At 73.8% G+C, this 23,613-nt stretch carries 12 protein-coding genes; 9 read left to right on the forward strand and 3 right to left on the reverse strand.

Annotation, left to right across the window (positions count from 1 at the left end):
* Positions 1-448 precede the first annotated feature (448 nt).
* The 3 genes from prfB to ACFWI4_RS38165 all read right to left on the reverse strand — a co-directional run bounded on the left by prfB (position 449) and on the right by ACFWI4_RS38165 (position 4,825).
* The gene (gene prfB, locus ACFWI4_RS38155; RefSeq protein WP_339129648.1) at positions 449-1,555 is read right to left on the reverse strand and encodes a peptide chain release factor 2; all 1,107 of its coding nucleotides are present in this window, start codon (positions 1,553-1,555) and stop codon (positions 449-451) included.
* Between the two features lie 244 nt (positions 1,556-1,799).
* Positions 1,800-3,041: a serine/threonine-protein kinase gene (locus ACFWI4_RS38160; protein ID WP_387205894.1), complete on the reverse strand. Its 1,242-nt coding sequence runs from the start codon at positions 3,039-3,041 to the stop codon at positions 1,800-1,802.
* 128 nt (positions 3,042-3,169) lie between these two features.
* Complete coding sequence (locus tag ACFWI4_RS38165) at positions 3,170-4,825, reverse strand: serine/threonine-protein kinase (RefSeq protein ID WP_387205896.1); 1,656 nt, start codon at positions 4,823-4,825, stop codon at positions 3,170-3,172.
* A 491-nt stretch (positions 4,826-5,316) separates the two neighbouring features.
* Here ACFWI4_RS38165 and ACFWI4_RS38170 point away from each other — a divergent pair, with 491 nt between their 5' ends.
* From ACFWI4_RS38170 to ACFWI4_RS38210, 9 genes are all read left to right on the forward strand, one after another.
* Positions 5,317-9,591, forward strand: coding sequence for an FHA domain-containing protein (locus ACFWI4_RS38170; protein ID WP_387205898.1), 4,275 nt, complete (start codon positions 5,317-5,319; stop codon positions 9,589-9,591).
* A 258-nt stretch (positions 9,592-9,849) separates the two neighbouring features.
* Positions 9,850-11,259: an ABC transporter substrate-binding protein gene (locus ACFWI4_RS38175; RefSeq protein WP_387205900.1), complete on the forward strand. Its 1,410-nt coding sequence runs from the start codon at positions 9,850-9,852 to the stop codon at positions 11,257-11,259.
* A gap of 7 nt (positions 11,260-11,266) precedes the next feature.
* Positions 11,267-12,607, forward strand: a complete 1,341-nt coding sequence (locus tag ACFWI4_RS38180; RefSeq protein ID WP_387205902.1) for a carbohydrate ABC transporter permease — start codon at positions 11,267-11,269, stop codon at positions 12,605-12,607.
* A complete protein-coding gene (locus ACFWI4_RS38185) occupies positions 12,604-13,515 on the forward strand; it encodes a carbohydrate ABC transporter permease (RefSeq protein WP_387205904.1) in 912 nt (303 codons plus the stop codon). The genes ACFWI4_RS38180 and ACFWI4_RS38185 overlap by 4 nt, the downstream gene beginning before the upstream one ends.
* A 152-nt stretch (positions 13,516-13,667) precedes the next feature.
* Positions 13,668-15,950 (forward strand): CDP-glycerol glycerophosphotransferase family protein, encoded by a 2,283-nt coding sequence (locus ACFWI4_RS38190; protein WP_387205906.1) that lies wholly within the window; start codon positions 13,668-13,670, stop codon positions 15,948-15,950.
* Positions 15,951-16,073: 123 nt separating this feature from the next.
* Positions 16,074-18,233 (forward strand): CDP-glycerol glycerophosphotransferase family protein, encoded by a 2,160-nt coding sequence (locus ACFWI4_RS38195; protein ID WP_387205908.1) that lies wholly within the window; start codon positions 16,074-16,076, stop codon positions 18,231-18,233.
* Position 18,234: 1 nt separating this feature from the next.
* Entirely contained in the window at positions 18,235-20,445 is a 2,211-nt protein-coding gene (locus ACFWI4_RS38200; RefSeq protein WP_387205910.1) for a CDP-glycerol glycerophosphotransferase family protein, read from the forward strand.
* Between the two features lie 170 nt (positions 20,446-20,615).
* Entirely contained in the window at positions 20,616-21,872 is a 1,257-nt protein-coding gene (locus ACFWI4_RS38205; RefSeq protein ID WP_387205920.1) for a hypothetical protein, read from the forward strand.
* 84 nt (positions 21,873-21,956) lie between these two features.
* Positions 21,957-23,588, forward strand: coding sequence for a hypothetical protein (locus tag ACFWI4_RS38210; protein WP_387205912.1), 1,632 nt, complete (start codon positions 21,957-21,959; stop codon positions 23,586-23,588).
* Positions 23,589-23,613: the final 25 nt, after the last annotated feature.

The following is a 23,613-nucleotide window of genomic DNA, read 5'->3' on the forward strand; positions in this document are numbered from 1 at the left end:
CGTTGAGGTCGAGGGCCGATGCGGCACCCGGCGCGGTCAGAGAGGCGCCGGCCGCGCTCACCGCGCCGGCGGCTATTCGGGCCGCGAGGATCCGCGTCTTCTTGGTCATCTGCCTGCTACCCCCAGTAGCTGATCGTCAATGGAGCAGCGCCCGGAGCCACGGCGTCACAGGGGGCGTTGGCTCAACCCCCCGGTTCACATGCGCCCCGGAGATACGCATGCCACACGTCACCCTTCCCAGTTTTCACAGCAGCGTCAAGGTCGTTGCGTACGCGATGTCCGGAACGCCATCGTTTGCCTGGCCTGGGGACATGTGACTGTGACGGAAAACCCAGAAAGCCCACACAGACAAAGGCAACTGCCGCCCGGTGGGCGGCAGTTGCCTTGTCGACAAAGCTGTTCCGGCCGGGGACGGAGGACGTCCGCCCGCGCCGGCCGTGTCGTGCGTCTACTTCTCCTGCTGCTTGCGCCAGCGAATTCCGGCCTCCAGGAAGCCGTCGATCTCGCCGCCGAACACGGCCTCGGGGTTGCCGACTTCGTGCTCCGTACGGAGGTCCTTGACCATCTGGTACGGGTGCAGGACGTACGAACGCATCTGGTTTCCCCAGGAGTTGCCGCCGTCGCCCTTGAGGGCGTCCATGGCGGCCTGCTCCTCCTGCCGGCGCCGCTCGAGGAGCTTGGCCTGGAGGACGTTCATGGCCGAGGCCTTGTTCTGGATCTGCGACCGCTCGTTCTGGCAGGAGACGACGATGCCGGTGGGCAGGTGGGTCAGACGCACCGCGGAGTCGGTGGTGTTGACGCCCTGGCCGCCGGGACCGGAGGAGCGGTACACGTCGACCCGCAGCTCGGACTCGTCGATCTCGATGTGGTCGGTCTGCTCGACCACCGGCAGGATCTCGACACCGGCGAAGGACGTCTGGCGGCGGCCCTGGTTGTCGAACGGGGAGATGCGCACCAGCCGGTGCGTGCCCTGCTCCACGGAGAGCGTGCCGTAGGCGTACGGGGAGTGGACGGCGAAGGTGGTGGACTTGATGCCCGCCTCCTCCGCGTACGAGGTCTCGTACAGCTCCGTCTTGTAGCCGTGGCGCTCGGCCCAGCGCAGGTACATGCGCTGGAGCTTCTCGGCGAAGTCGGAGGCGTCGACGCCGCCGGCCTCGGCGCGGATGGTGACGACGGCCTCACGGGAGTCGTACTCGCCGGACAGGAGGGTACGGACCTCCATCTCGTCCAGCGCCTTCCTGACGGCGACGAGCTCGGCGTCGGCCTCGGCGCGGGTGTCCGGGTCGTCCTCCTCCTCGGCCATCTCGAAGAGCACGCTGAGATCGTCGATACGCCCGCGGAGGGCCTCGGCCTTCCTGACCTCCGCCTGGAGGTGGCTCAGCTTGCTGGTGATCTTCTGCGCCTCGTCCGGGTCGTCCCACAGGGACGGCGCGGCCGCCTGCTCCTCGAGCACGGCGACATCTGCCCTCAGCTTGTCGAGGTCCAGGACGGCCTCGATCGACTCCATGGTCGAGGAGAGGGACTTGAGCTCTTCGGAAACATCGACGACTGCCACGCCTCCAGCGTAACGGCTACGGCAACCGGGCCTCGCCCCCTCCCGTCCCGTCACGGGGGCGCTGCCCCCGGACCCCCGCTCCTCAATCGCCGGAGGGGCTGAATTTTCCTCGCCGGAGAGTTCCAGCCCGTCCGGCGATTGAGGACGAGGCCGTCCAGGCCGAAGCGGGGGTCCTGGGGCGGCAGCCCCCAGGTACGGGGCGGAGGGGGCGAGAAAGGGCCTTTCCCCCGGCGCCGGCCGGGGTTCAGGGGGACGCCGGGGCCGAGTTCTTCGTGTCCTGGGGGGCCGCGCCGTCGTCGTCCGAGGTGGCGAGCCAGGTACCGACCCCCGCCGCGGCGACCAGCACCACGGCCGCCACCCCCAGCGTGATCCGCCGCCTGCGGGCGGAGGCCCGGTGCCGGGCGGACCCGGGCCGCGGCGCACCCGCGGCGCGCGGCGCCCGGGCGGTGCCCCGCGCCCCGCCGGCCAGCTCGTCGGGCGCCGGCACGCGCATCGAGGTGTGCGTGTCACGGTTGGAGTCGGGCGCGGCCCCGGGCACCAGGGGCACCGCCCCGCGCCGCTCACGCGCCGCGGCGGGCGCGGACGGCTCCGCGCTCTCCTCGTACTCCTCGTCCGCGTCGGCGGACTCCGCTTCCGGGGAGTCCACGTCCAGCGGAGGCATCCCGGCCAGCAGCGGCAGCTGCTCGCGCAGCCGCGCGCCCAGCTCGGAGGCCCGCAGCCGGGACGCGGGCGCCTTGGCCAGACACTGCACGATCAGCTGCCACAGCTCGTCCGGGATGCCCGGGAGCGGGACCACGGTCTCGGTGACATGGCGGCGCAGGACCGCGCCGGGGTGTCCGCCCCCGAAGGGCGTGAAACCGGCGAGGAGCTCGTAGAGCACGGTCGCCAGCGCGTAGATGTCCACGGCGGCGCGCGGCGGCAGACCCTCGATGATCTCGGGCGCGAGGTAGTCGGGCGTACCGATGATCTTCGTGACCCGGGTCCGGCGCGGCGAGTCGATGAGCTTGGCCACGCCGAAGTCGGTCAGGAGCGCCGGGTGGGCGCCACCGGGGCCGAGCGGGCCCTGCATGTCGAGCAGGACGTTCTCGGGCTTCACGTCGCGGTGGACGACCCCGGCGGCGTGCGCGGCGGCGAGTCCGTCGGCCACGTCGGCGACGATCGCGACCGCGGCCTCGGGGGCGAGCCTGCGTTCCCGGTCGAGCCGGGTGCGCAGGTCGGTGCCCCGGACGAGGTCCATGACGAGGGCGAGGTCGTTGCCGTCCACCACCAGGTCGCGCACCGCCACCACATGCGGGTGGTCGAGGCCGAGCAGGGCGGTGCGCTCCTGCACGAACCGTCCGACCAGCTCCTGGTCGGACGCGAGGTCCTCGCGCAGCAGCTTGATGGCGACGGGCCCCTCGGGTCCTTCGCCCAGCCACACCGTGCCGGCACTCCCCCGCCCCAGGATCTGGTGAGCGGTGTACCTGCTGCCGATCTTGCGTGCCAAGACTGCTCCTACAGACGCGTGTTGCCGCTTAAAGTACGCGCCCGAGGAGGCAACCTTCACGCCCGAGACCGAAATCACCCGTCAGATGTCGACAAGTCCCCAGAGTCGGCGGCCCGGGGGGTCCTGGGTCAGTTGCCCGAGGGGTTCTTCGAGCCGAGATCGCCGACCCAGTGGCTGACGGAGTGGTACCAGTGGGTCAGCTGGCCCCAGTAGCTGCGGCCCGAGCCGATCCAGTGCTGGAGGGGGCTGAACTCCCAGATCAGCCAGCCGGCCACGAACAGGATGACGATCGTGAACAGGCACCCCTTGAGACAGCCGAGCCCCGGGATCTTCATCGGGTTGGCGCCGCGCTGCCTGGGCTCGCGCTGCTGACGGGGCGCGGGCTGCTGGGGCCGCTGCGGCTCGGGCGCGTACCGCTGCGGCTGGGGCTGCTGCTGGGGCGCGGGGGCGTAGCGCTGCGGCTGCTGGTGCTGCGGCGCGTACTGCTGCTGTTGCTGCTGCTGCGGGTAGCCGTATCCGGGCGGCGGCTGCTGGCCCCGCTGCTGCTGCGGCTGGGCCTGCTGCCGCTGCGGGCGCGCGACCTGGCGCTGCGGGCGATGGCGCAGCGGGTCCTCGTTCGGGTCGAGGTACTGGACCTGCGTCTGCTCGTTGCGGTCGCGGGCCGCGCGCAGCTGGTTCTGCCAGGGGTGCGGGTCCTCGCCCTGGCCGCCCGGCTGGTTCTGCGGCACGGGCGGCAGCACGGCGGTCGGGTCGGCGGCGCCGGCGGTGTGCGGCAGCACGCTGGTGGCGCCGTACGGGTCGTAGGACGCCGCGCCCTGCGGGAGCACCTGGGTGGCGTCGGCCGCGCCGGGGACGTCGGGGACGTAGGCGGGGGCCGGGTCGGGGCCGAGCAGGGCGCCCACGCCGTCGGCGGCGGCGATCTGCGCGGGTGACGCGTGCACCCCGACGCCCGCGGCGACGGCGCGCAGTGCGCGCGCGAGGTTCTCGGCGCTGGGCCGTTCGTCGGGGTTCTTGCGCAGACAGCGCTCTATGACCGTCCACAGGGGGTCCGGGACGGTCGAGGGGCGGCGCGGTTCGGCGCTCAGGTGCTGGTGCAGCACCTCCAGGGCGGACTCGCCGGCGAACGGCGGGCGCCCGGTGACGAGCTCGTAGATCAGGATGCCGGCGCCGTAGATGTCGACGGCGGACGTCTGCGGACGTCCCTCGGCGGACTCGGGGGCGACGTACGCGGGCGTGCCGACGAATTCGTGGGTCCGGGTGAGGCCGGGCGAGTCGGCGAGCCGCGCGATGCCGAAGTCGGTCAGCATCGGGTGCATCTGGCCCGCTTCCTGCTTGAGCAGGACGTTCGCGGGCTTCAGGTCGCGGTGCACGACGCCGTCGGCGTGGCTGGCCGCGAGCGCGTCGGCGATCTGGGCGGTGAGCAGGGCGGCCGCGACGGGCGAGAACGGCCCGTTCTCGCGCAGGTAGCGGTGCAGGTCGGGACCGTCGACCAGGTCCATGACGAGGGCGAGGAGATCGCCTTCGACGACGAGGTCGCGCACCCGCACGATGTTCGGGTGGGTCAGGCGCAGCAGCACCGACCGCTCCCGCAGGAAACGCATCACGATGTCGGCGTCGCTCGCGAGCTCTTCCTTCAGGACCTTGATCGCCACGGTCTCGCCGGGCTGTCCCGCGACGGCGGCCTCGGCGCCCGCGGTCTCCCGCTGGCTGGCGCGCCAGACCGTGCCTGTGGCGCCGCGCCCCAGCGGCTCCTCAAGGAGGTACTTGCTCCCTACCGGCCGCACGTCATGCGCTCCCTGTTGCTTGCTTGCCTGGTCCGTCCACCGTGATCACCGTGGTACAGGAGTTTCCGACCCACTGTAGTGCCGCCCTGCCCCGCAGAGGGCTGTCCGCCTGGTGTGCTTTCCCATAGGTCCCGTGCGCACCTGTGGTCCGCATCAGCGCATACGCGGGCGGCGCCGTCCGCGTTCGACGTGAAGCCGTTCCCGTGTGTTCGACGGAAAGACGCTCACTTCGGTCGGTTGGTTGCCGGAAGCGGGCGTGAGCGATCTCAAGCCGGCACCCGGAGGGCACTGGTCAGGAACTTTTACGGGCAGAGCCGACCAATCAAGATCACTTAGAGGCGGGGGGCGGGCGCGTTGTCGGCGGCAGGTGCGAGGATGCCTCCAGCTACTGGCCGACGTGCCCGTGTGCGGTGGGGGGATCTGCGGTGGGGGACCGCGGCGCAGCCTCGTCCCCGTCGCGGACACCTGCGCGGAAGGGACCCCTGACGGCGATGCAGATCCGGCTGACCGTCGTAGACCCGCTGGGCCCGCCCTCGGAGCCGCGGGGGCGCGCCACGGCCTGCGATGTGCTGGTCACCGCGCCCGCCGGAACGGCGCTGGCCGCGGTGGCGTCGGGGCTGGCCGCGGCCGTCGGGGGAATCGGGGGCACCTCCCAGGGCGAGCGGGGCCGTGAGTCCGGCGGCGGCCAGATCGTGCTCTACGCGGGTACGGAGCGGCTCGACGCCCACCGCTGCACGCTGGGCGAGCCGCCGCTGACCGACGGCGCCGTGCTGTCCCTGGGCGCGCCCGCCGAGCCCGGTCCCGACCTGGACGACGTCTCGGCCCAGCTCCACGTGGTCGCGGGTCCCGACGCCGGCGGGGTGCACCTGCTGCACGGCGGGCAGATCCGCGTCGGCCGCTCCGCCGACGCCGATGTGCCCCTGGACGACCCGGACGTGTCCCGCCTGCACTGCGCGGTCACCGTCACTCCCGAGGGGCGCGTCTCGGTCGCCGACCTCGGGTCCACGAACGGCACGACGCTCGACGGCGTCCGCGTCGGCAGCCGCCCCGTCCCGCTCACGGCGGGCGCGCTGCTGCGCGTCGGCGAGTCCTCGCTGCGGCTCGCAGCGCCGGGGGGTCCCGGCGCGGTGGAGACGGCGCCGGACGGCGAGGGCCATGTGCGGGTACGGGCCGGGTCGTCGGCCCGCGCCGAAGACTCCGACGGGCGTCGCGGTACGGACGCGGCCGGCGCCGCCTCCCGGTGGGACACCGCAGCGGCGGCCGCGGGCGGCTCCCCCGCGCAGGGCTCGTCCTCCGCTGCCGCCGCGGGGCCGGACACCGGCTCCCCGGCGCCGCGGGGCACCTCGCAGCCGCGCGGTGCCGTGCCCCACGCGCGCGGGGAGAGCTCCTCCCTCGCCCGGGGCGGCGCGCTGCCGCCCGTGGGCGAGACGCACCACGCCTACGGAACCGCCGACTGGGGCGCCGCCGCGGGCGGTGTCCCCGGACCGGGAGCACCGGAACACGGACGGCCGGTCCCGCTCGCCGTACCGGAACAGGGCGGGGCGCCCCGGATCGAGAGGGGCCCCCGGGGTTCCGCGCCGGAGGGCCGTGGCAGCGGCGCTCCCCACGCCACGGACACCGATGACGGGAACGCGGGCGCGTCCGCCCGCGGAGCGGTTCGCCCGGGCCCGTACGCGGACTACGCGGACACGGACGGCCGGGAAACCGGTCGCGCCGAGGCGTACGCGCGCGATGAGGCCCACCCCGGAAGGTACGCGGGCTCCGACGGGCGGGAAGCCGGTCGCCCCGGCGGGTACGCCCGCGAGGAGACCCGCCCCGGCGGCTACGGGGACGCGGACGGCCGGGAAGACGGTGGACCCGGCGGGTACGCGGGTCCCGACGGGCGGGACGCCGGTCGTCCCGGCGGGTACGCGGGTTCCGAACGGCGGGACGCCGGTCGTCCCGGCGGGCACGCGGACGCGGACGGGCGGGAGGCCGGTCGGGCGGGCGCGTACGAGCGCGAGGACGGTCGCCCGGGCGGACACTCCGGCTCGGACGGGCGGGAGGACGGCCGGCCACGCGGACACGCGGACCCCGACGGGCGGGCCGGGGCCTCCGCTACCGGCCTCGGCGGTGGGGCCGGCGGAGCCGTTCCGGGGCCGCGCACCGGTACCCGGGACACCGACACCCCCGCCGGAGCGCGCAGGCGGGGCGGTATCGGCGCCTGGGCCCGGCGCCTGGCCGGCGGCCGCGGCGGGCCGGACCGGACCGAGCGGGAGACGTACGACGCCGGAGACCTCGCGGTCGAGGAGCTCCTCCCCGCCGTACCGCGCTCGCCCGAGAGCTGGCCCGACCCGGCGACCCTGCTGCTCACCGCCCTGGGCCCGGGCCCCCGGCTGTGGGAGCGGGGCCCAGGTCACGCCGAGGCGCTGACGGTACGGCTGGGCACGGCCGACCGGACGGCACCGGACGGCTCGGGCCTGCTGCCCGCGGTGCCGGTGACCGCCGGACTGCGGGAGGCCGGATCGCTGGGCCTGGCCGGACCGCGCGCCCGTCTGTCGGGCCTGGCCCGCGCGGTCGTCGCGCAGCTCGCCGCGCTGCACTCCCCCGACACCCTGGAGATCGTCCTCATCAGCACCGACCGGGCCCGCCCGGTCGAGGAGCGCACCGCCGAGTGGTCCTGGCTCGGCTGGCTGCCCCATCTGCGTCCCGCCCACGGCCAGGACTGCCGGCTGCTCCTCGCCTACGACCGTGAGCAGGCGGCGGCCCGCGCGGACGAGCTCCTGCGCCGCCTGGAGGACCACCTGGCGGAGGCCGGGGGCGCCCCCCGCGTCCGCGGCGCGCGGTCCGGGGGCGCCACGGTCCCGGCCGCCCGCTCCGGGACGCACGACGCCGGCCGCGGTCACACCGAACGCCCCGCCACCTCCGCCGACGGCGGCGGCGGCTCCCGGGGCCCGGCGCGAAGGCCCTCCTGGGCCCGGACCGACCCCACGGACGACGGCCACGACGGCCCGTACACGGTGGTGATCGTGGACGGGGACCCCGGCGGCGCCGATGTGCGGGAGGCCCTGACGCGCCTCGCGCACGAGGGCTCGGGCGCCGGGATCCATCTGGTGTGCCTCGCCGAGACCGCGGCGGCCTCCCCCGCCTCACCGGTCACGGAGACCTACGAAGCGGCGTGCGAGGCGTCCCCCGCGTTCCGCGAGTGCGGGGCCGTGGCGCTGCTGAGCGGGGACGTGGCCACCGCGCTGCGGCTGATGCGGGTCGCGCCGGGCGGTGACGGCGAGCCCGCCCCCGGGTCCCCGCGGTCCGGTTCCGCGCACACCGGCTCCCGGCAGGGCGGCCCCGCCGCCACCGGCCGGAGGTCCGCCGGGGGCGCGCGCACCGCGCCGCTGCCCGACGGAACCACCCACACCGGCATCCCCCACCCCGCGAACGCCGGCGGCCCGGCGCCGCGCACGGACCGCGGCGGCTCCGGGCAGCTCGCCCGGGGTCCCGTGGGACACGGCACCGTCGCCGCCGTGGACGCCGTGTCCCTGGCCTGGGCCGAGCGGTTCGCCCGGTCCCTCGCGCCGCTGCGCACGGACGGCTCGCTCGGGGACCGCCACACACGCGTGTCGGCACCCCTGCCGCAGACGGCGCGGCTGCTCGACGAGCTGGGGCTGGCACGGGCGACCCCCGCCTCCCTGATGGCGCGTTGGGCGGACGCCGCGGACGACAGCGAGGTGTTCGGCGGGCGGGCGCGGGCGGTGCTCGGCGCCGGTCCGCGCGGTCCCGTCGCCGTCGACCTGCCCGTCGAGGGCCCGCATCTGCTGATCGAGGGCCCGCCCGGCAGCGGCCGTACGGAACTGCTGCGCTCGGTCGCCGCGTCCCTGGCCGCGGCCGAACGGCCCGACCGGCTCGGGATCGTCCTGATGGACGGGCGCGACGGAAGCGCGGCCCACGGCGCGGCGGGCGCCGGGGAAGGCCTCCAGGTCTGCACCGACCTGCCGCACGTCACCACCCACCTCACGGCCAACGACCCGGTCCGGATGCGGGAGTTCGCCCAGTCGCTGAGCGCCGAGCTGAAGCGGCGCTCCGAACTGCTCGGCCGGCTCGGCTTCGCCGAGTGGCATGCCGGGCGGATCGTCCCCGGCCGGATCGTGACCCAGCGCTCGGGCGGGAGCTCCTCGGCCGGGACCTCGTCCCTGGGCGGCCCCGACCTGGACACGCCGTCGAGCTCGACGCTGCGGCTGCGTCCCGCCGCCGCACGGCAACAGGCCGAGCAGGGGCCCGCGCTGGCCCGGCTGGTCGTGGTCGTCGACGACCTGGACGCCCTGCTGGCACCGCCGCTCGGATCCCCGGGACGTCCGGCGGCCGGTTCGGTGGTCCGGGCGCTGGAGGCCGTCGTCCGGGAGGGCGACCGGCTCGGGGTGCACCTCGTGGCGGCGTGCGGCGCCGACGGTCGTACGGCCGCGTCGGAGCTGGCGCGTTCCGCCGCGCTGCGCGTCACGCTCGACGCGCCGACGCCCGGACCCGAGGAACCCGCACCGGGACGGGGCCGGCTGCGGCGTCCGGACGGCCGGGAGACCGCGTTCCAGGGCGGACGGGTCACGGGCCGCATCCCGCGGACGGCGACCCTGCGCCCCACGGTCGTCGCCCTGGAGTGGCACCGCATGGGCGACCCGCCGGCCCGCCGCCCGGTCCGCGAGCTGGGCAACGGACCGACGGACCTGGCCCTGCTCGCCAGCGCCCTGGAACGGGCCGCGCGTTCGGTCTCCGCGGCCGAGATGCCCTCCCTGCTGTAGCCCCGCCCGTCCGTACAGCGTCGCCCGCGCCCCGCGGGCACCACGAGACAGCGACCGCCGCCGCGCCCGCCCGTACGCACCACGGGCCGGCGCGGTGCCCGCGCGTCCCGGATCCGTGACGGGACGTCACGACCCGATCACGATCGCGTACTTGACGGCCCCGGCGGTCTTGCCGCCCTCGAACGAGCAGGCGTAGACCGGAGTGATCGGGGCAGCAGCCGCTTTGACGTTCGACGATGAACGAAGAACGGGGCAGTGATGCGCAGCATTCCTCAGATACGCAGGTCGCCCGGTCACTCCGCCCGCCGCTCCCGCGGAGCCGCGCGGGCCGCCGCGGCCGCGGTCGTCGCGGGTGCCCTCACCCTCACGGCCTGCGGTGGCGGGGGCGACGGCAAGAGCAAGGGCGGCGACGAGGGCAAAGGCACCCAGAGCGGCGGCAGCGGCTCCGTGACCCTGCCCAGGCTCGACGGCGCCACCCTGGAGGTCGCCGCCGTGTGGACCGGCGCCGAGCAGGCCAACTTCAAGAAGGTGCTGGCGGAGTTCGAGAAGCGCACGGGCGCGAAGGTCACCTTCGTACCGGCGCAGGACCCGATCATCAACTTCCTCGGCTCGAAGATCGCGGGCGGCGCGCCCCCGGACGTGGCACTGCTCCCGCAGGTCGGCGCGGTGAAGCAGGCCGTGGACAAGGGGTGGGCGAAGCCGGTCGGGCCGGACGCCCAGGCGCAGTTGACGAAGAACTACGCGCAGGGCTGGCAGGACCTCGGCAAGGTCGGCGGCAAGCAGTACGCCGTGTACTACAAGGCCGCCAACAAGTCCCTGGTCTGGTACAACGCCAAGGTCTTCGAGAACGCCGGGGCCAAGGAGCCGGGGACCTGGAAGGAGTTCCTGGCCACCGCGCACACGATCTACGACTCCGGTGTCACCCCCGTCTCGGTCGGCGGCGCGGACGGCTGGACACTCACCGACTGGTTCGAGAACGTCTATCTCTCCCAGGCGGGCCCCGAGAAGTACGACCAGCTCGCCCAGCACAAGATCAAGTGGACGGATCCGTCCGTGAAGGACGCCCTGACCACGCTGGCCCAGTTGTGGGGCGACAAGAGCCTGATCGCGGGCGGCCCGGACGGCGCGCTCCAGACGGAGTTCCCGGCCTCGGTCACCCAGACGTTCACCGGCGGCGACCAGCCGAAGGCCGGCATGGTCTTCGAGGGCGACTTCGTGGGCGTCAACATCGCGGAGACGAAGGCGAGGATCGGGACGGACGCGAAGGTGTTCCCGTTCCCGGCGGTCGGCGACAAGGCGCCGGTGGTCAGCGGGGGTGACGCGGCCGTCGTCCTGAAGGACTCGAAGGCGGCCCAGGCGCTGCTGACGTTCCTCGCCTCGCCGGACGCGGCCACCATCCAGGCCAAGCTGGGCGGCTATCTCTCCCCCAACAAGAACGTGCCCGAGTCCGCGTACCCGAACGCCGTCCAGCGGGCCATCGCCAAGGCGCTGATCGCGGCGGGCGACGACTTCCGCTTCGACATGTCCGACCAGGCCCCGCAGGCCTTCGGAGGGACGCCCGGCAAGGGCGAGTGGAAGGACCTCCAGGACTTCCTGAAGAACCCCAAGGACGTGGCGGGGGCCCAGGCGAAGCTCGAATCGGACGCCGCCGCGGCCTACAAGGGCTGATCCGGCGATGACGTCGGCGACGGCCGGGGACACCGCACCGGTGCCCCCGGCCCGTACACGCAAGAGCGTGACCGGGACCCGCAAGGCGGTGGTGGCGCTGTTCCTGCTGCCCGCCCTGGTGCTGCTCGGCGCGCTCGTGGTCTACCCGATCGGGTACTCGGTCGTGCGCAGCTTCTACGACCAGCAGGGCGACGGATTCGCCGGGTTCGACAACTACAAGGCGCTGTTCACGGACGACGGCATCCGCACCGCGCTCAAGAACAACGTCATCTGGGTGGTGTTCGCCCCGACGGTCGCGACCGCGCTGGGGCTGGTCTTCGCGGTGCTCACCGAACGGGTGCGCTGGGGAACGGCGTTCAAGCTGGTCGTCTTCATGCCGATGGCGATCTCGATGCTCGCGGCCGGCATCATCTTCCGGCTGGTGTACGACCAGGACCCGTCCAAGGGCGTCGCGAACGCGGTGTGGGTGGGGGTGCACGACACGTTCGCCCCGTCGTCGGCGTTCCCGAACGCCCACCCGGGAGGGCGGTCGCCGCTGGAGGCGGGGAAGGGCGGCTTCGTCACGCGTGACGCCGTGCACACCGGGCAGTCCGTCGCCCTGCCGCTGGTCGGTGTCGCGCCGGACCGGATGCCGCACGGCGCGAAGAAGGCGGTGCGGGCGGCCGCGGATCCCGGCAGGGTCACCGGCACGGCCTGGCAGGACTTCACCCGCGGGAAGGGCGTCGGCAGGCTCGGCCAGGTCGACCCGAGCGAGCTGGGCTACTCCGGGATGAGGATCGAGGCGGTCAAGGACGGCAAGGTCGTCGACTCGGCGACGGCGGGCGCCGACGGCACGTTCTCACTCTCCGGGAAGGCGGACGGAGCCCTGCTGCGGCTCCCCGCCGGCAATTTCAAGGAGCCCTACAACGGGGTGAACTGGCTGGGCCCGTCCCTGGTCACCCCCGCCATCATCGGCTCGTACGTGTGGATGTGGGCGGGCTTCGCGATGGTGCTGATCGCGGCGGGGCTCGCGGGCGTGCCGCGTGAGCTCCTGGAGGCCGCCCGGGTCGACGGGGCGAACGAGTGGCAGGTGTTCCGCCGTGTCACCGTGCCGCTGCTGGCGCCGGTGCTCGCGGTGGTCGCCGTGACCTTGATGATCAATGTGCTGAAGGTGTTCGACCTGGTGTTCATCATCGCGCCGGGCTCCTCCCAGGACGACGCGAACGTGCTGGCCCTGGAGCTATACCGCAAGGGCTTCTCCGAGGGCAGGCCGGGCGTCGCGAGCGCCATCGCGGTGTTCCTGCTCCTGCTGGTGATCCCGGTGATGCTCTTCAACGTGCGCCGGCTCAGGCGGGAGGTGCGGCGATGACCACGCACGCCGGACAGTTGACGAAGACCGCGCCCACGACGGCCGTGAACAGGGCGCGTCCCTCGCTCGGTTCACGGATCGCGAGCCGGGCGGGCGGCGGTGCCGTCCGCGTCATCCTGCTGCTCGTCGGCCTGTTCTGGCTGGTGCCGACGATCGGGCTGCTGCTCTCCTCGCTGCGCAGCCCCGAGGACATGAGCGGCAGCGGCTGGTGGAAGGTGTTCACCGCGCCCTCGCAGCTCACCCTCGACAACTACCAGCGGCTCCTGGAGAACAGCGACATCACCAACTCGCTGCTGAACACGGTGCTGATCACGGTCCCGGCGACGCTGCTGGTCGTGGTGATCGGCTCGCTCGCGGGCTACGCCTTCGCCTGGATGGAGTTCCCCGGCCGCGACTGGTGGTTCCTCGGCGTGGTCGGCCTGCTGGTCGTCCCCGTGCAGGTGGCCCTGATCCCGATCGCCGAACTCTTCGGCAAGCTGGGCATCTTCGGGTCGGTGACCGGCGTGGTCCTCTTCCACGTCGGCTACGGCCTGCCGTTCGCGGTGTTCCTGCTGCGGAACTTCTTCGCCGAGATCCCGAGGGAACTGCTGGAGGCGGCCCGGCTGGACGGCGCGGGTGAACTGCGCCTGTTCGCGCGGGTCGTGATGCCGCTCGGCGGTCCGGCGATCGCCTCGCTCGGGATCTTCCAGTTCCTGTGGGTGTGGAACGACATGCTGGTCGCGCTGGTGTTCTCCGACTCGGGGAGCCAGCCGATCACGGTCGCGCTCCAGACCCAGGTACGCCAGTTCGGCAACAACATCGACGTGCTGGCGCCGGGCGCGTTCATCTCGATGGTCGTCCCGCTGGCCGTGTTCTTCGCGTTCCAGCGGCAGTTCGTGTCCGGCGTGATGGCGGGCGCGGTCAAATAGGCAGGTGACAGGCGGATGTGAGGGGCGGGCCGGTCACCGGTCCGCCCCTGGCCGTTCACCCGGCATCCCCCGTACGCCACATCTGGCGTAACCAAGTCACCCCTTCGGCCGTTTTCGGGCAGGTATGCCCGCGCCGACCCATGGATGTCCCCGTGCCCAGGTTCAGTGTCATCGTCCCCGCGTACAAGGTTCAGGCGTACCTGCACGAGTGCCTCGAATCCGTGCTCGGCCAGTCGTTCCTGGATCTCGAACTCATCGCGGTCGACGACTGCTCACCGGACGCCTGCGGGGCGATCATCGACGAGTTCGCGGACCGCGACCCCCGTGTGCTCGCCGTGCACCTCCCCGAGAACGTCGGTCTGGGGCTCGCCCGCAACGCCGCTCTCGAACGGGCCACCGGCGACTACCTGATCTTCCTGGACAGCGACGACACCCTGACCCCCGGCGCGCTGCGGGCCGTCGCCGACCGGATCGAGGAGACGGGCGACCCGGACGTCCTGGTCTACGACTACGCGCGCACGTACTGGTCGGGCGAGGTCGCGCGCAACCAGGCCTCGGCCCAGCTCACCGAGGAGGGCCCCGCGCCGTTCCGGCTGGAGGAGCGCCCCGGGCTGCTGCGGCTGCTGATGGTGGTGTGGAACAAGGCCTACCGCCGCGAGTTCGTCGAGCGCACGGGCCTGCGCTTCCCGCCGGGCTACTACGAGGACACGCCCTGGACGTATCCGGCGCTGATGTCCGCCGGGACGATCGCGACCCTCGACCGGGTCTGCGTGCACTACCGCCAGCGGCGTCACGGCAGCATCCTCGGCACCAGCAGCCGCAAGCACTTCGACGTCTTCGAGCAGCACGACCGTGTCTTCGCGCATGTCGCCGCGCACCCGGAGCTGGACCGGTGGCGTCCGGCGCTGTTCCTGCGCATGGTCGAGCACTTCGCCACGGTGTTCGTGAAACGGGGCCGGCTCCCGCGCTCGGCCCGGGCCGAGTTCCTGCGCAAGGCCCGTGCGTACCACCGCCGTTACCGCGTCCCGGGCGCCTCCGCCGCCCCGCGCTCCCGGCTGCGGCACGTGCTGGTCGGTCTCGGCGCGCATCGCTCGTACCGGCTGCTGTCCTTCCTGTCACGGATCCGCAGGAGAACCGTGCGGCTCGCCGCCGCGCTGCGGCGAGCGGTGCGCGGCGCCGCCCTCCAGCTCCACTACCGCGTCCAGCTGCGTCTCCCGCTGCGCGCCGACCACGCCGTCTTCTCCAGCCACGGGGGCCGGGGCCACGGCTGCAACCCGGGGGCCCTGGAGTCCGCGTTCCGCAGCTTCGCGCCGCACATCCGCACGTCGTGGATCGCGCACCCCGAGCACCGGCACACGGTCCCGGACAGGACCCGGCCGCTGTCACCCGGCACGGCCGGGTACTGGACGGCGCTCGCCCGCTCCAAGTACCTGATCAACAACGTCGACTTCGACCGGCGGCTGGTCAAGAGACCCGGCCAGATCATGATCCAGACGCAGCACGGGACACCGCTCAAGCGGATGGGGCTCGACCTCCAGGACCGCCCGGCCGCCGCGCGCGGCACCGACTTCGCCGAGCTGCTGCGCGGTGCCGACAAGTGGGACTACTGCCTGTCGGGCAACCGCCACTCCACGCTGGTCTGGGAACGCGTCTTCCCCTCCTCGTACACGACGCTGGAGTACGGGCTGCCCCGCAACGACGTGTTCCAGCACGCGACGTCGGCGGACGTGGACCGGCTGCGCGCGTCGCTGGGCATCCCGGCGGGCACGGTCGCCGTGCTGTACGCGCCGACGTTCCGGGACTACCGGCACGCCCGCCCGGCCGCCCTGGACCTGGAGCGGGTGCTGCGCCGGCTGGGCCCGCGCTTCGTCGTGCTGGCCCGCGCCCATCCCGCCGACGGTGCACCGCTCGCGGGGACGACGGACGGCCGGGTCATCGACGTCTCGGGCCATCCGAACGTCGAGTCGCTGTGTCTCGCCTCGGACGCGCTGGTCACCGACTACTCGTCCCTGATGTTCGACTACGCGGTCCTGGACCGGCCGATCGTCGTCCTCGTCGACGACTGGGAGGCGTACGAGGCGGCCCGCGGCACGTACTTCGACCCGCGCGCCTTCCCGCCGGGCGCCGTGGCGCGCGGCGAGGACGAGCTGATCGACGTGTTCGCTACCGGGGTCTGGCGGGACGCGCGCGCCGAGCGGCTGCGGGCCGCGTTCCGTGAGCGGTTCTGCCCCTACGACGACGGGCGGGCCGCCGAACGGGTCGTACGGCACGTGGTGCTGGGCGAGAGCGCCGGCCTGCCGCCGTTCGTGCCGTTCGCCGAGCGGCGCCCGGTCCCCTCGGCCGAGGCGGCCCTCGCGCGGGTGCCCGGCTCCGAGCGGCCGCTGGGGAGCGTTCCGGCCCCCGGCGCCGCCGTCCCCCTGTCCGAGACCCGCTGAACCGGAGTCCGCGTGTCCTCCAGTCCCTCGCGGCCCACGCCCACCCGGCCCTCCACCTGGCGGCCGACCGGGCGCCCCGGGCGATGAATCCCCCGTTCGGCGCCCCTTGAGAGAAAGAGCAGAATGCCCCGCTTCAGTGTCATCGTGCCCACCTTCGAAGTCGCCGGGCACCTGGCCCGCGCGCTGGACTCGGTCCTCGGCCAGTCCTTCGGCGACTTCGAACTGATCCCGGTCTGCGACGGGCCGGACTCCCCGGCCGCGCCGCTCACCGCCGCGTACGCGGACCGGGACTCCCGGGTGGTCCCGGTCCATTCACCGCCTTCGGGCGGACTGAGCGCGGCGCGCAACGCCGGGATCGCGGCGGCGACCGGCGCGTACCTGCTCTTCCTCGACGGCGACGACGATCTGGTGCCGGGGGCGCTGGCGGCCCTGGACGCGGGGCTCCCGGCGGACGCGGACGTCCTCTACTTCGGGCATCAGCGGGTGCACTGGTGGGAGGGCGAGTCCAGCACGCCCCCGCTCGACAAGGCCCCCGAGGTGCTGGGCGTGCACGTCCCGGCGTGGAGTGCCGTGTACCGCCGGGACTTCCTCGCGGAACACGAACTCACCTTTCCCGAGGGGCACTTCACGGACACGGGCTGGGGCGGACTGGTGACGGTGACCGCCGAGCGGTCGGCCGTGCTGCGCACGGTGTGCGTACGGCACCGTCTGCGCCGCCAGGGCAGCCGGCTGAACGCGCCGGGCGAGCACCACTTCGAGCTCCTCGACCAGATCGAGCGGGTCCTGGTGCGGGCCTCGGGGCGGACCGTGCCCGCGGCCAGGTCGAAGGCGCTGTTCGGCCAGCTCTTCTCCCAGGTCCTGAAGACGGCCGCGCACCCGGACCGGGTGCCCGCGGGCCGCCGCCGGGCCTTCTTCCGGCGGGCGGGCAAGCTCTACCGACGGCACCGGCCGGCCGGGTTCCGGGCCCCCGCGGGCAGCCTCGGGGTGCAGCACCGGCTGCTCGCGGCGGGCGCGTACAGCGCGTTCCGCGCGCTGCGCGGCACGAACCGGGCCGTCTCCGGTGTGCTGGGGCGCGTGCCCCGCGGGAAGACCCTGCGCCTCCGCGCGTTCTACGCCCTCCAGCTGCGCCGCCCCCTCGACGAGAACCTCGCGGTGTACTGCGCCTACTGGGGCCGGGGGTACGCCTGCAACCCGGCGGCGGTGCACGCCAAGGCCCGCGAACTCGCCCCGCACATCCGCTCGGTGTTCCTGGTCGAGCCCGAGGCGGTGGAGGCGCTGCCGAAGGACGTCGAGCACGCGGTGATCGGCAGCCGGCGCGGCTGGGAGGTGCTGGCCCGCGCCAAGTATCTGGTCAACAACGCCAACTTCGCCGACGGGGTGGTCAAGCGCCCCGGCAGCGTGCACCTCCAGACCCAGCACGGCACACCGCTGAAGAAGATGGGCGTCGACCAGTCGACGTTCCCGGTGGTGGCCGCGGCGACCGGCAGCTTCACGAAGCTGCTGGCCCGGGTGGACCGCTGGGACTACAACCTGTCCTCCAACCGGCACTCCACCCAGATGTGGGAACGGGCCTTCCCCGGCGGCTACGAGGCCCTGGAGTACGGCTATCCGCGCAACGACGTCTACTGCACGGCGACCGCCGACGACGTGGCGCGGATCCGTGAGCGGCTCGGGGTGCCCGAGGGCAGGACGGCGCTGCTGTACGCGCCCACGCACCGGGACTACAGCACCGGCTTCGAGTCCCGGCTCGATCTGGAGGCCTTCTGCGAGGAGATCGGCGAGCAGTTCGTCGTCCTGCTGCGCGCCCACTACTTCTACGACCAGGGCGGCGGGCGCGGCAGCGGACGGATCATCGACGTGACCGGGCACCGGTCCTCCGAGGACGTGTGCCTGGCCGCCGACGCGCTGATCACGGACTACTCGTCGATCATGTTCGACTACGCCAACCTGGACCGCCCCGTCGTCGTGTACGCGGACGACTGGGAGATCTACCGCGAGACCCGGGGCGTGTACTTCGACGTGACGCGGGAGCCGCCGGGCCGGGTGGCGCGCACCCCCGGGGAGCTGGCCGCGCTGTTCACCGACGGTTCCTACGCGGACCGGGGAGCCGCCGCGCTGCGGGCCAGGTTCCGGGAGCGGTTCTGCGAGTTCGACGACGGCAGAGCGGCCGAGCGGGTGGTCCGCAGAGTGCTGCTGGGCGAGTCCGCCGAGACGATCCCGCCCGTCCTGCCGCTCGCCGACCGCGTCCCGGCTCCCGCCGCGTCCACCCTCGTAAGGAGCTGACGTGCCCCGCTTCAGCGTCATCGTCCCCGTCTTCAAGGTGCAGGGCTTCCTGCGCGAGTGCCTCGACTCGGTCCTGGAGCAGTCGTACACGGACTTCGAGGTCATCGCCGTCGACGACTGCTCCCCCGACGGCTGCGGGGCGATCCTCGACGAGTACGCGGCCCTCGACCCGCGGGTACGGGTGCTGCACCTGCCGGAGAACGTGGGGCTCGGCCGTGCCCGCAACGCCGGGATGCCGCTCGCCGGCGGGGACTACCTCTTCTTCCTCGACAGCGACGACACCCTCACGCCGGGCGCGCTGGGCGCCATGGCCGACCGTCTGGAGGAGACCGCCGACCCGGACGTCCTGGTCTTCGACTACGCCCGCACCTACTGGTGGGGCGGCACCCGCAGGAACGTCCTCGCGCGGGTCCTCGCGGAGGCCGGTCCCGGCACCTTCACGGCGGCCGAACAGCCGGAGATCCTCGACCTGTTGATGGTGGTGTGGAACAAGGTCTACCGTCGCGCGTTCGTCGAGGCGGAGGGCTTCGCCTTCCCTCCCGGGTACTACGAGGACACGCCCTGGACGTTCCCGGTGATGCTCAGCGCGGAGCGGATCGCGACCCTGGACCGGATCTGTCTGGCCTACCGCCAGCGCCGCCAGGGCAACATCCTGTCCACCACCAGCCGCAAGCACTTCGACATCCACGACCAGTACGAGCGGGTCTTCGCGTTCGTCGGCTCCCGGCCCGAACTCGCCGGCTGGCGCCCGTATCTGCACCGCAAGATGGGCGAGCACTGCCTGGACATCCTCTCCAAGGAGGACCGGCTGCCGCAGGAGGACAAGGCCGAGTTCTTCCGGCTGACGGCCGCGCTCTTCCGCCGCCACAAGGCCGGTCCCGTGCCTCCCGAACTGCGGTTGCTGGAGGGCGGGTTCACGCGTTACCGGGTGCGGCGGCAGGCGGGCCGCGCGGGCCTGGAGCTGGGCCGGCGCGGGCAGCAGGCCCGCCGGGTGCTGGGCGCCCGGGTCAAGTACGGCTGGTCGGCGGCGCACGGCCACCGGCCGCTCGACCCGCACCTCGCGATGTACTCGGCGTTCTCGCACCGGGGGGTCCTCGGTGATCCCGCCGCCGTGTACGCCGCGGCACGTGAACTCGCCCCGGGGATGCGCGGGGTGTGGGTGGTGCGCGATCAGGAGCAGGCCGCGCTGCTGCCGCCGGACACCGAGCACGTCCTGCTCGACTCGCTGCCCTACCGCCGGCTCACCGCGCGGGCCACGTACTTCGTGAACAACGTCAACTGGCCCGGTTCCCTGGTCAAGCGCCCCGGGACCGTCCACATCCACACCCACCAGGGCACCCCGCTGAAGTACATGGCCGCGGACCTGCTGCACAAGCCGGGCGCGCGGCACGGCCTCGACGTGCCGCAGCTGCTGCGGCGCGCCGACCGCTGGGACTACAGCCTGGTCGCCAACCGGCACTCGGAGCTGGTCTGGGACCGTGCCTACCCCTGCCACTTCACCTCGCTGCGCAGCGGCAGTCCGCGCAACGACGTCCTGGTGCGGGCCCGGCCCGAGGACGGGGCGGCGGCCCGCGCCCGGCTCGGGATCCCGGCCGGGAACCGGGTGGTGCTGTACGCGCCGACGCGCCGCGAGTACGTGCGCGGCGGGCATGTGGACCGGCTCGACCTGGCCGCTTTCGCGCGGGACCTCGGAGCGGACCACACGCTCGTCGTACGGCTGCACCCCTCGCTCGCGGACGGTCCCGCGCGCGGGATGGGGCTGGCCGAGCTGCACCGGCGCGGGGTCGTGGTCGACGTGACCGACGAGCCCTGCGTCGAGGACGTGATGCTGGCCTCCGACGCCCTGGTGACGGACTACTCGGCCCTGATGTTCGACTACGCCAACCTCGACCGGCCGATCGTGCTCCTCGCCGACGACTGGGGCGCGTACGCGGCGAGCCGGGGCGCCTACTTCGACATCACGGCCGACGCACCCGGTCATGTGGCCACCTCGCAGCGGGAGTTGGCGTGGCTGTTCGCGTCGGGGGCGTGGCGGGACGGGGAGTCGGAGCGGCTGCGGGCCGGATTCCGTTCGCGTTTCTGCGAGTTCGACGACGGGCGGGCCGCCGAGCGGGTGGTGCGGACGCTGATGCTCGGCGAGCCGGCGGCGGCGCCGGACGCGGTCGTCCCGGTGCCCGCGCAGGCGGGCCACGACGTGCTCACCTCCTCATGAACGGCCCGGCGAACCAATCTGCGAGGGGACTCGTGAACGGATCCATGGACGGCCGGGCGCACGACCCGGCGAACGGCACCGCGAACGGCTCCGGCGGCGCCCCGCGTCCCGCGCGTTCCGGCCTGTTCCGGTGGCGGGTGCCGCGCGTACCGCGTTCGGCGCGTGGCCGGGTGATCCTGATCGCCGTCGTGTTCGCCGTCCTCCAGCTCGCCAACGTCACCGGCCGGGACACCCCCGACACCAAGAACTACCTGTCGTACGCGCTGGATCTGAGCGGCGTCGACAAGCAGCGGGCCGCCACCCTGACGATCGACTACGTCTGCGCGGGCAAGGCGTCCGTCGCCCGGCGCGAGCAGGCCGTGGACCCGGTGCGCTTCCACCGCGCGAGCCCCACCCGGCGGGTCGTCGCCGAGTGCCGGCGCGACCAGTGGCGCGGGGTGTCCGCGCGGCTGGCGGCCGGGCGGACGGCGGGGCACATCGTTCCGTTCATGCCGCCCCGTTTCATGCGGATCTTCGAGGTGCGGCCGGGGTATCCGGTGTTCCTGCTGCCGTTCGTCACCCTGCTGGGGGTGACCTGGGGCCTGTGGGCCTCGGCCGTCGTCGTGACGGTGGCCGGGGGCGTGCTCGTGTTCCTCCTGCTGCGCACCCTTCGCGTGTCCACCGGCGCGGCCCTGACCGGGCAGGCGCTCTACTACGTCCTGCCGTGCGGCACGACGGCGATGCGCCCGATGACCGAGGGCCTGATGATGGCCGTGACGCTGGCGGCCCTGTGGGGCTGCGCCCTGGTCCTGGAGGGCCGCGCGCGGGCCGGGACCTGGCTGGCCGGCGGCTCGCTGGCGGTCCTGTTCACGGTGAAGCACTCGCAGGCGCTGTTCCTCGGGCTGTGCCTGGCGGCCGCCTGTGCGCTGCTCCTGGCGCGCAGGCGGCGGTGGGACGGACCGCTGCGGACCCTCGGCGCGGTGGCGGCCGGCGGTGTGGCGGCCACCGTCGTGCTGGCGAAGCTGCTGCACTACCCGTCCCAGTCGGAGAGCGTGCAGGATCTGCTCACCGCGCACTACGCGCTCCCGGACCGCGTCCATCCGTGGCCGGAGTTCCTCCATCTGGAGGCGGCCTTCTGGATCGAGTGGACGCGACGCCAGCTGTGGGAGCCGCTGTTCCTCGCGGCGGTGGCGGCGGCCGGGTGGGGGGCGCTGCGCAGGCATCGCGCCTTCGCCGTCTTCCTGGTCGCGGCGGCGGGCACCGGGGTGCTCAACCAGGCCGCGCACCCGGACATCAACGTGTGGGGCGGGCGGCTGATCGTGCTGCTGTGGCTGCTGCCGGCGGTGGGGCTGCCGCTGCTGCTCGACCTGGTCGTCCGGCGGGCCGCGCGGCTGCCCGGCGGGCTGGTCCCTGGCCCGGCGCGCAGGGAGTCCGAGGTCGCCCGATGAGGTGATCGCGGGCTAGGCCGCCGACCGGGGCGGGCATATACGGCAGATGCCGGAAACCGAAGGCCCCTGCTCCCCCACCGCCCGATGAGCGCCGATGTCGTCACCCGGCGGGAGGCGGTCGGCGGCGCGACCGCGCTGCGCGGCCGTGGCACCTGGCGTCCGACGCCGTACCAGCTCTTCGGCGGCCTGTTCTGGCTGGTGATGACACTCGCCTACTGGCGGATCCCGCTGTGCTGCGACGCGGGCCAGCACGCGGCGGTCGTCGAACGCCTGCGGGCGGACCTGCTGCACCCGCGGCACCCGATGGCGGACCTGCCGGGCGCCGGCAGTCCCTACTACTCGCCGTACGCGGTGGCGCAGGGCGTCTTCGCCCGGCTGACAGGTCTCGGCGGCTGGGCGGTGGTGCGGCTGTCGGGGCCGGTCAATCTGCTGGTGCTGCTGACGGGCATCGGCCGCTTCACCCGGGTGCTGACACCCCACCGCCGGGCGCCGGTCCTGTGTCTGGCGGCGATGGTGCTGCTGTGGGGCACCGAGCGGGCCTGGTGGAGCGGCTATCTCGGGCTGATGTCGATGACGGGCGACCTCGGCTATCCGTCGACGTTCGCGATCGGGCTGGCGTTCTGGGCCTGGGCGTTCACGGCCCGGCGCGCGGCGGGCACGGGCGGTCCCGTCCGGTTCGTGGGCCCGGGCGGCCTCGCGAGCCCCTGGGGGTACGCGGCCCTCGGCGCCCTGTACGGGCTGATCCTGCTGGTGCACCCGATCACCTCGGTCGCGGCGGTGCTCGGCGGGGTGGCGTTCGTGGCGGGCGGGCAGCGCGGATGGCGTCCGGCGGTGGCGGTCCGCTGGCTGCTCGCCGGCGCCGTGGCCCTGCTCGTCGGGTACGCGTGGCCCTACTTCGACGTCCTCGCGCTGACCGGGGACCGCAGCGTGGACGCCATGCACGAGCAGCTGTACGACGGGATGCCCGGGCACTTCTGGCTCGCGCTGACCGGGGTGCCCGCGCTGTGGCTGCGGGCCAGGCGTTCCGGGACGGGCGAGGGGCGGGGCGCGGGGCCCGGGTGGCGCGATCCGCTCCTGCTGATGTTCGCGCTGGAGTGCGCGACGGTGGCCTACGGCTGGGTGAGTGGGCACTACACGTACGGCAGGATCCTCGGGCTCACGCTGGTGCCGCTCCAGTTCGCGCTCGGGGTGGAGCTGGCGCGGCCCGGGCCTTGGGGGCCGTGGCGGCGGCTGTTGGGCGGGGTGGCGGCGGCGGGCGCGCTGACCGGGTTCCTGACCGTGCAGGCGGGGGCGGTGGTGCCGCGTTCGCTGGACCCGGTCGGCTTCGACCAGCCGCCGCGGTGGCCGACGTACGACTGGGCGGCGCGGTACATCCGGCCCGGTGAGCCGGTCATCGCGGACGGGTACTACTCGGTCCATCTGCTCGCGGGCTACGGACCCGATCTCGTGGCGCCCGCCTGGCCCGACCCCTCCCTCGCTGAGGGCGAGCGGCGGCGCAGGCTCGCGGCGGTGCGGGCCTATCTCGCGCCGGACTCGACCCGGGCCGAACGTGCCGCCGTCGTCCGCAGGTACGGCGCCCGCTGGCTGCTGCTGACGCGCTGGCGGCCGGTGCCCGAGGAGGCGACGGTGGTGGCGTGGAGCCGGGAGACCGGGGAGGTGCTGGCCCGGATCGGTCCGGGTGCGAAGGCCGGTGCGGGGGTCCGCGCCGCTCGATGACGGCCCCCCGCACCGGCCCGCTCGG

The organism is Streptomyces sp. NPDC127038, assembly GCF_042725875.1.
Lineage (GTDB): Bacteria > Actinomycetota > Actinomycetes > Streptomycetales > Streptomycetaceae > Streptomyces.

Bases quoted from the DNA above. Each gene is read 5' to 3' on its own strand.
- ACFWI4_RS38170 (WP_387205898.1), top strand. From the start codon at position 5,317: ATGCAGATCCGGCTGACCGTCGTAGACCCGCTGGGCCCGCCCTCGGAG.
- ACFWI4_RS38175 (WP_387205900.1), top strand. From the start codon at position 9,850: ATGCGCAGCATTCCTCAGATACGCAGGTCGCCCGGTCACTCCGCCCGC.
- ACFWI4_RS38180 (WP_387205902.1), top strand. From the start codon at position 11,267: ATGACGTCGGCGACGGCCGGGGACACCGCACCGGTGCCCCCGGCCCGT.
- ACFWI4_RS38185 (WP_387205904.1), top strand. From the start codon at position 12,604: ATGACCACGCACGCCGGACAGTTGACGAAGACCGCGCCCACGACGGCC.
- ACFWI4_RS38195 (WP_387205908.1), top strand. From the start codon at position 16,074: ATGCCCCGCTTCAGTGTCATCGTGCCCACCTTCGAAGTCGCCGGGCAC.
- ACFWI4_RS38210 (WP_387205912.1), top strand. From the start codon at position 21,957: ATGAGCGCCGATGTCGTCACCCGGCGGGAGGCGGTCGGCGGCGCGACC.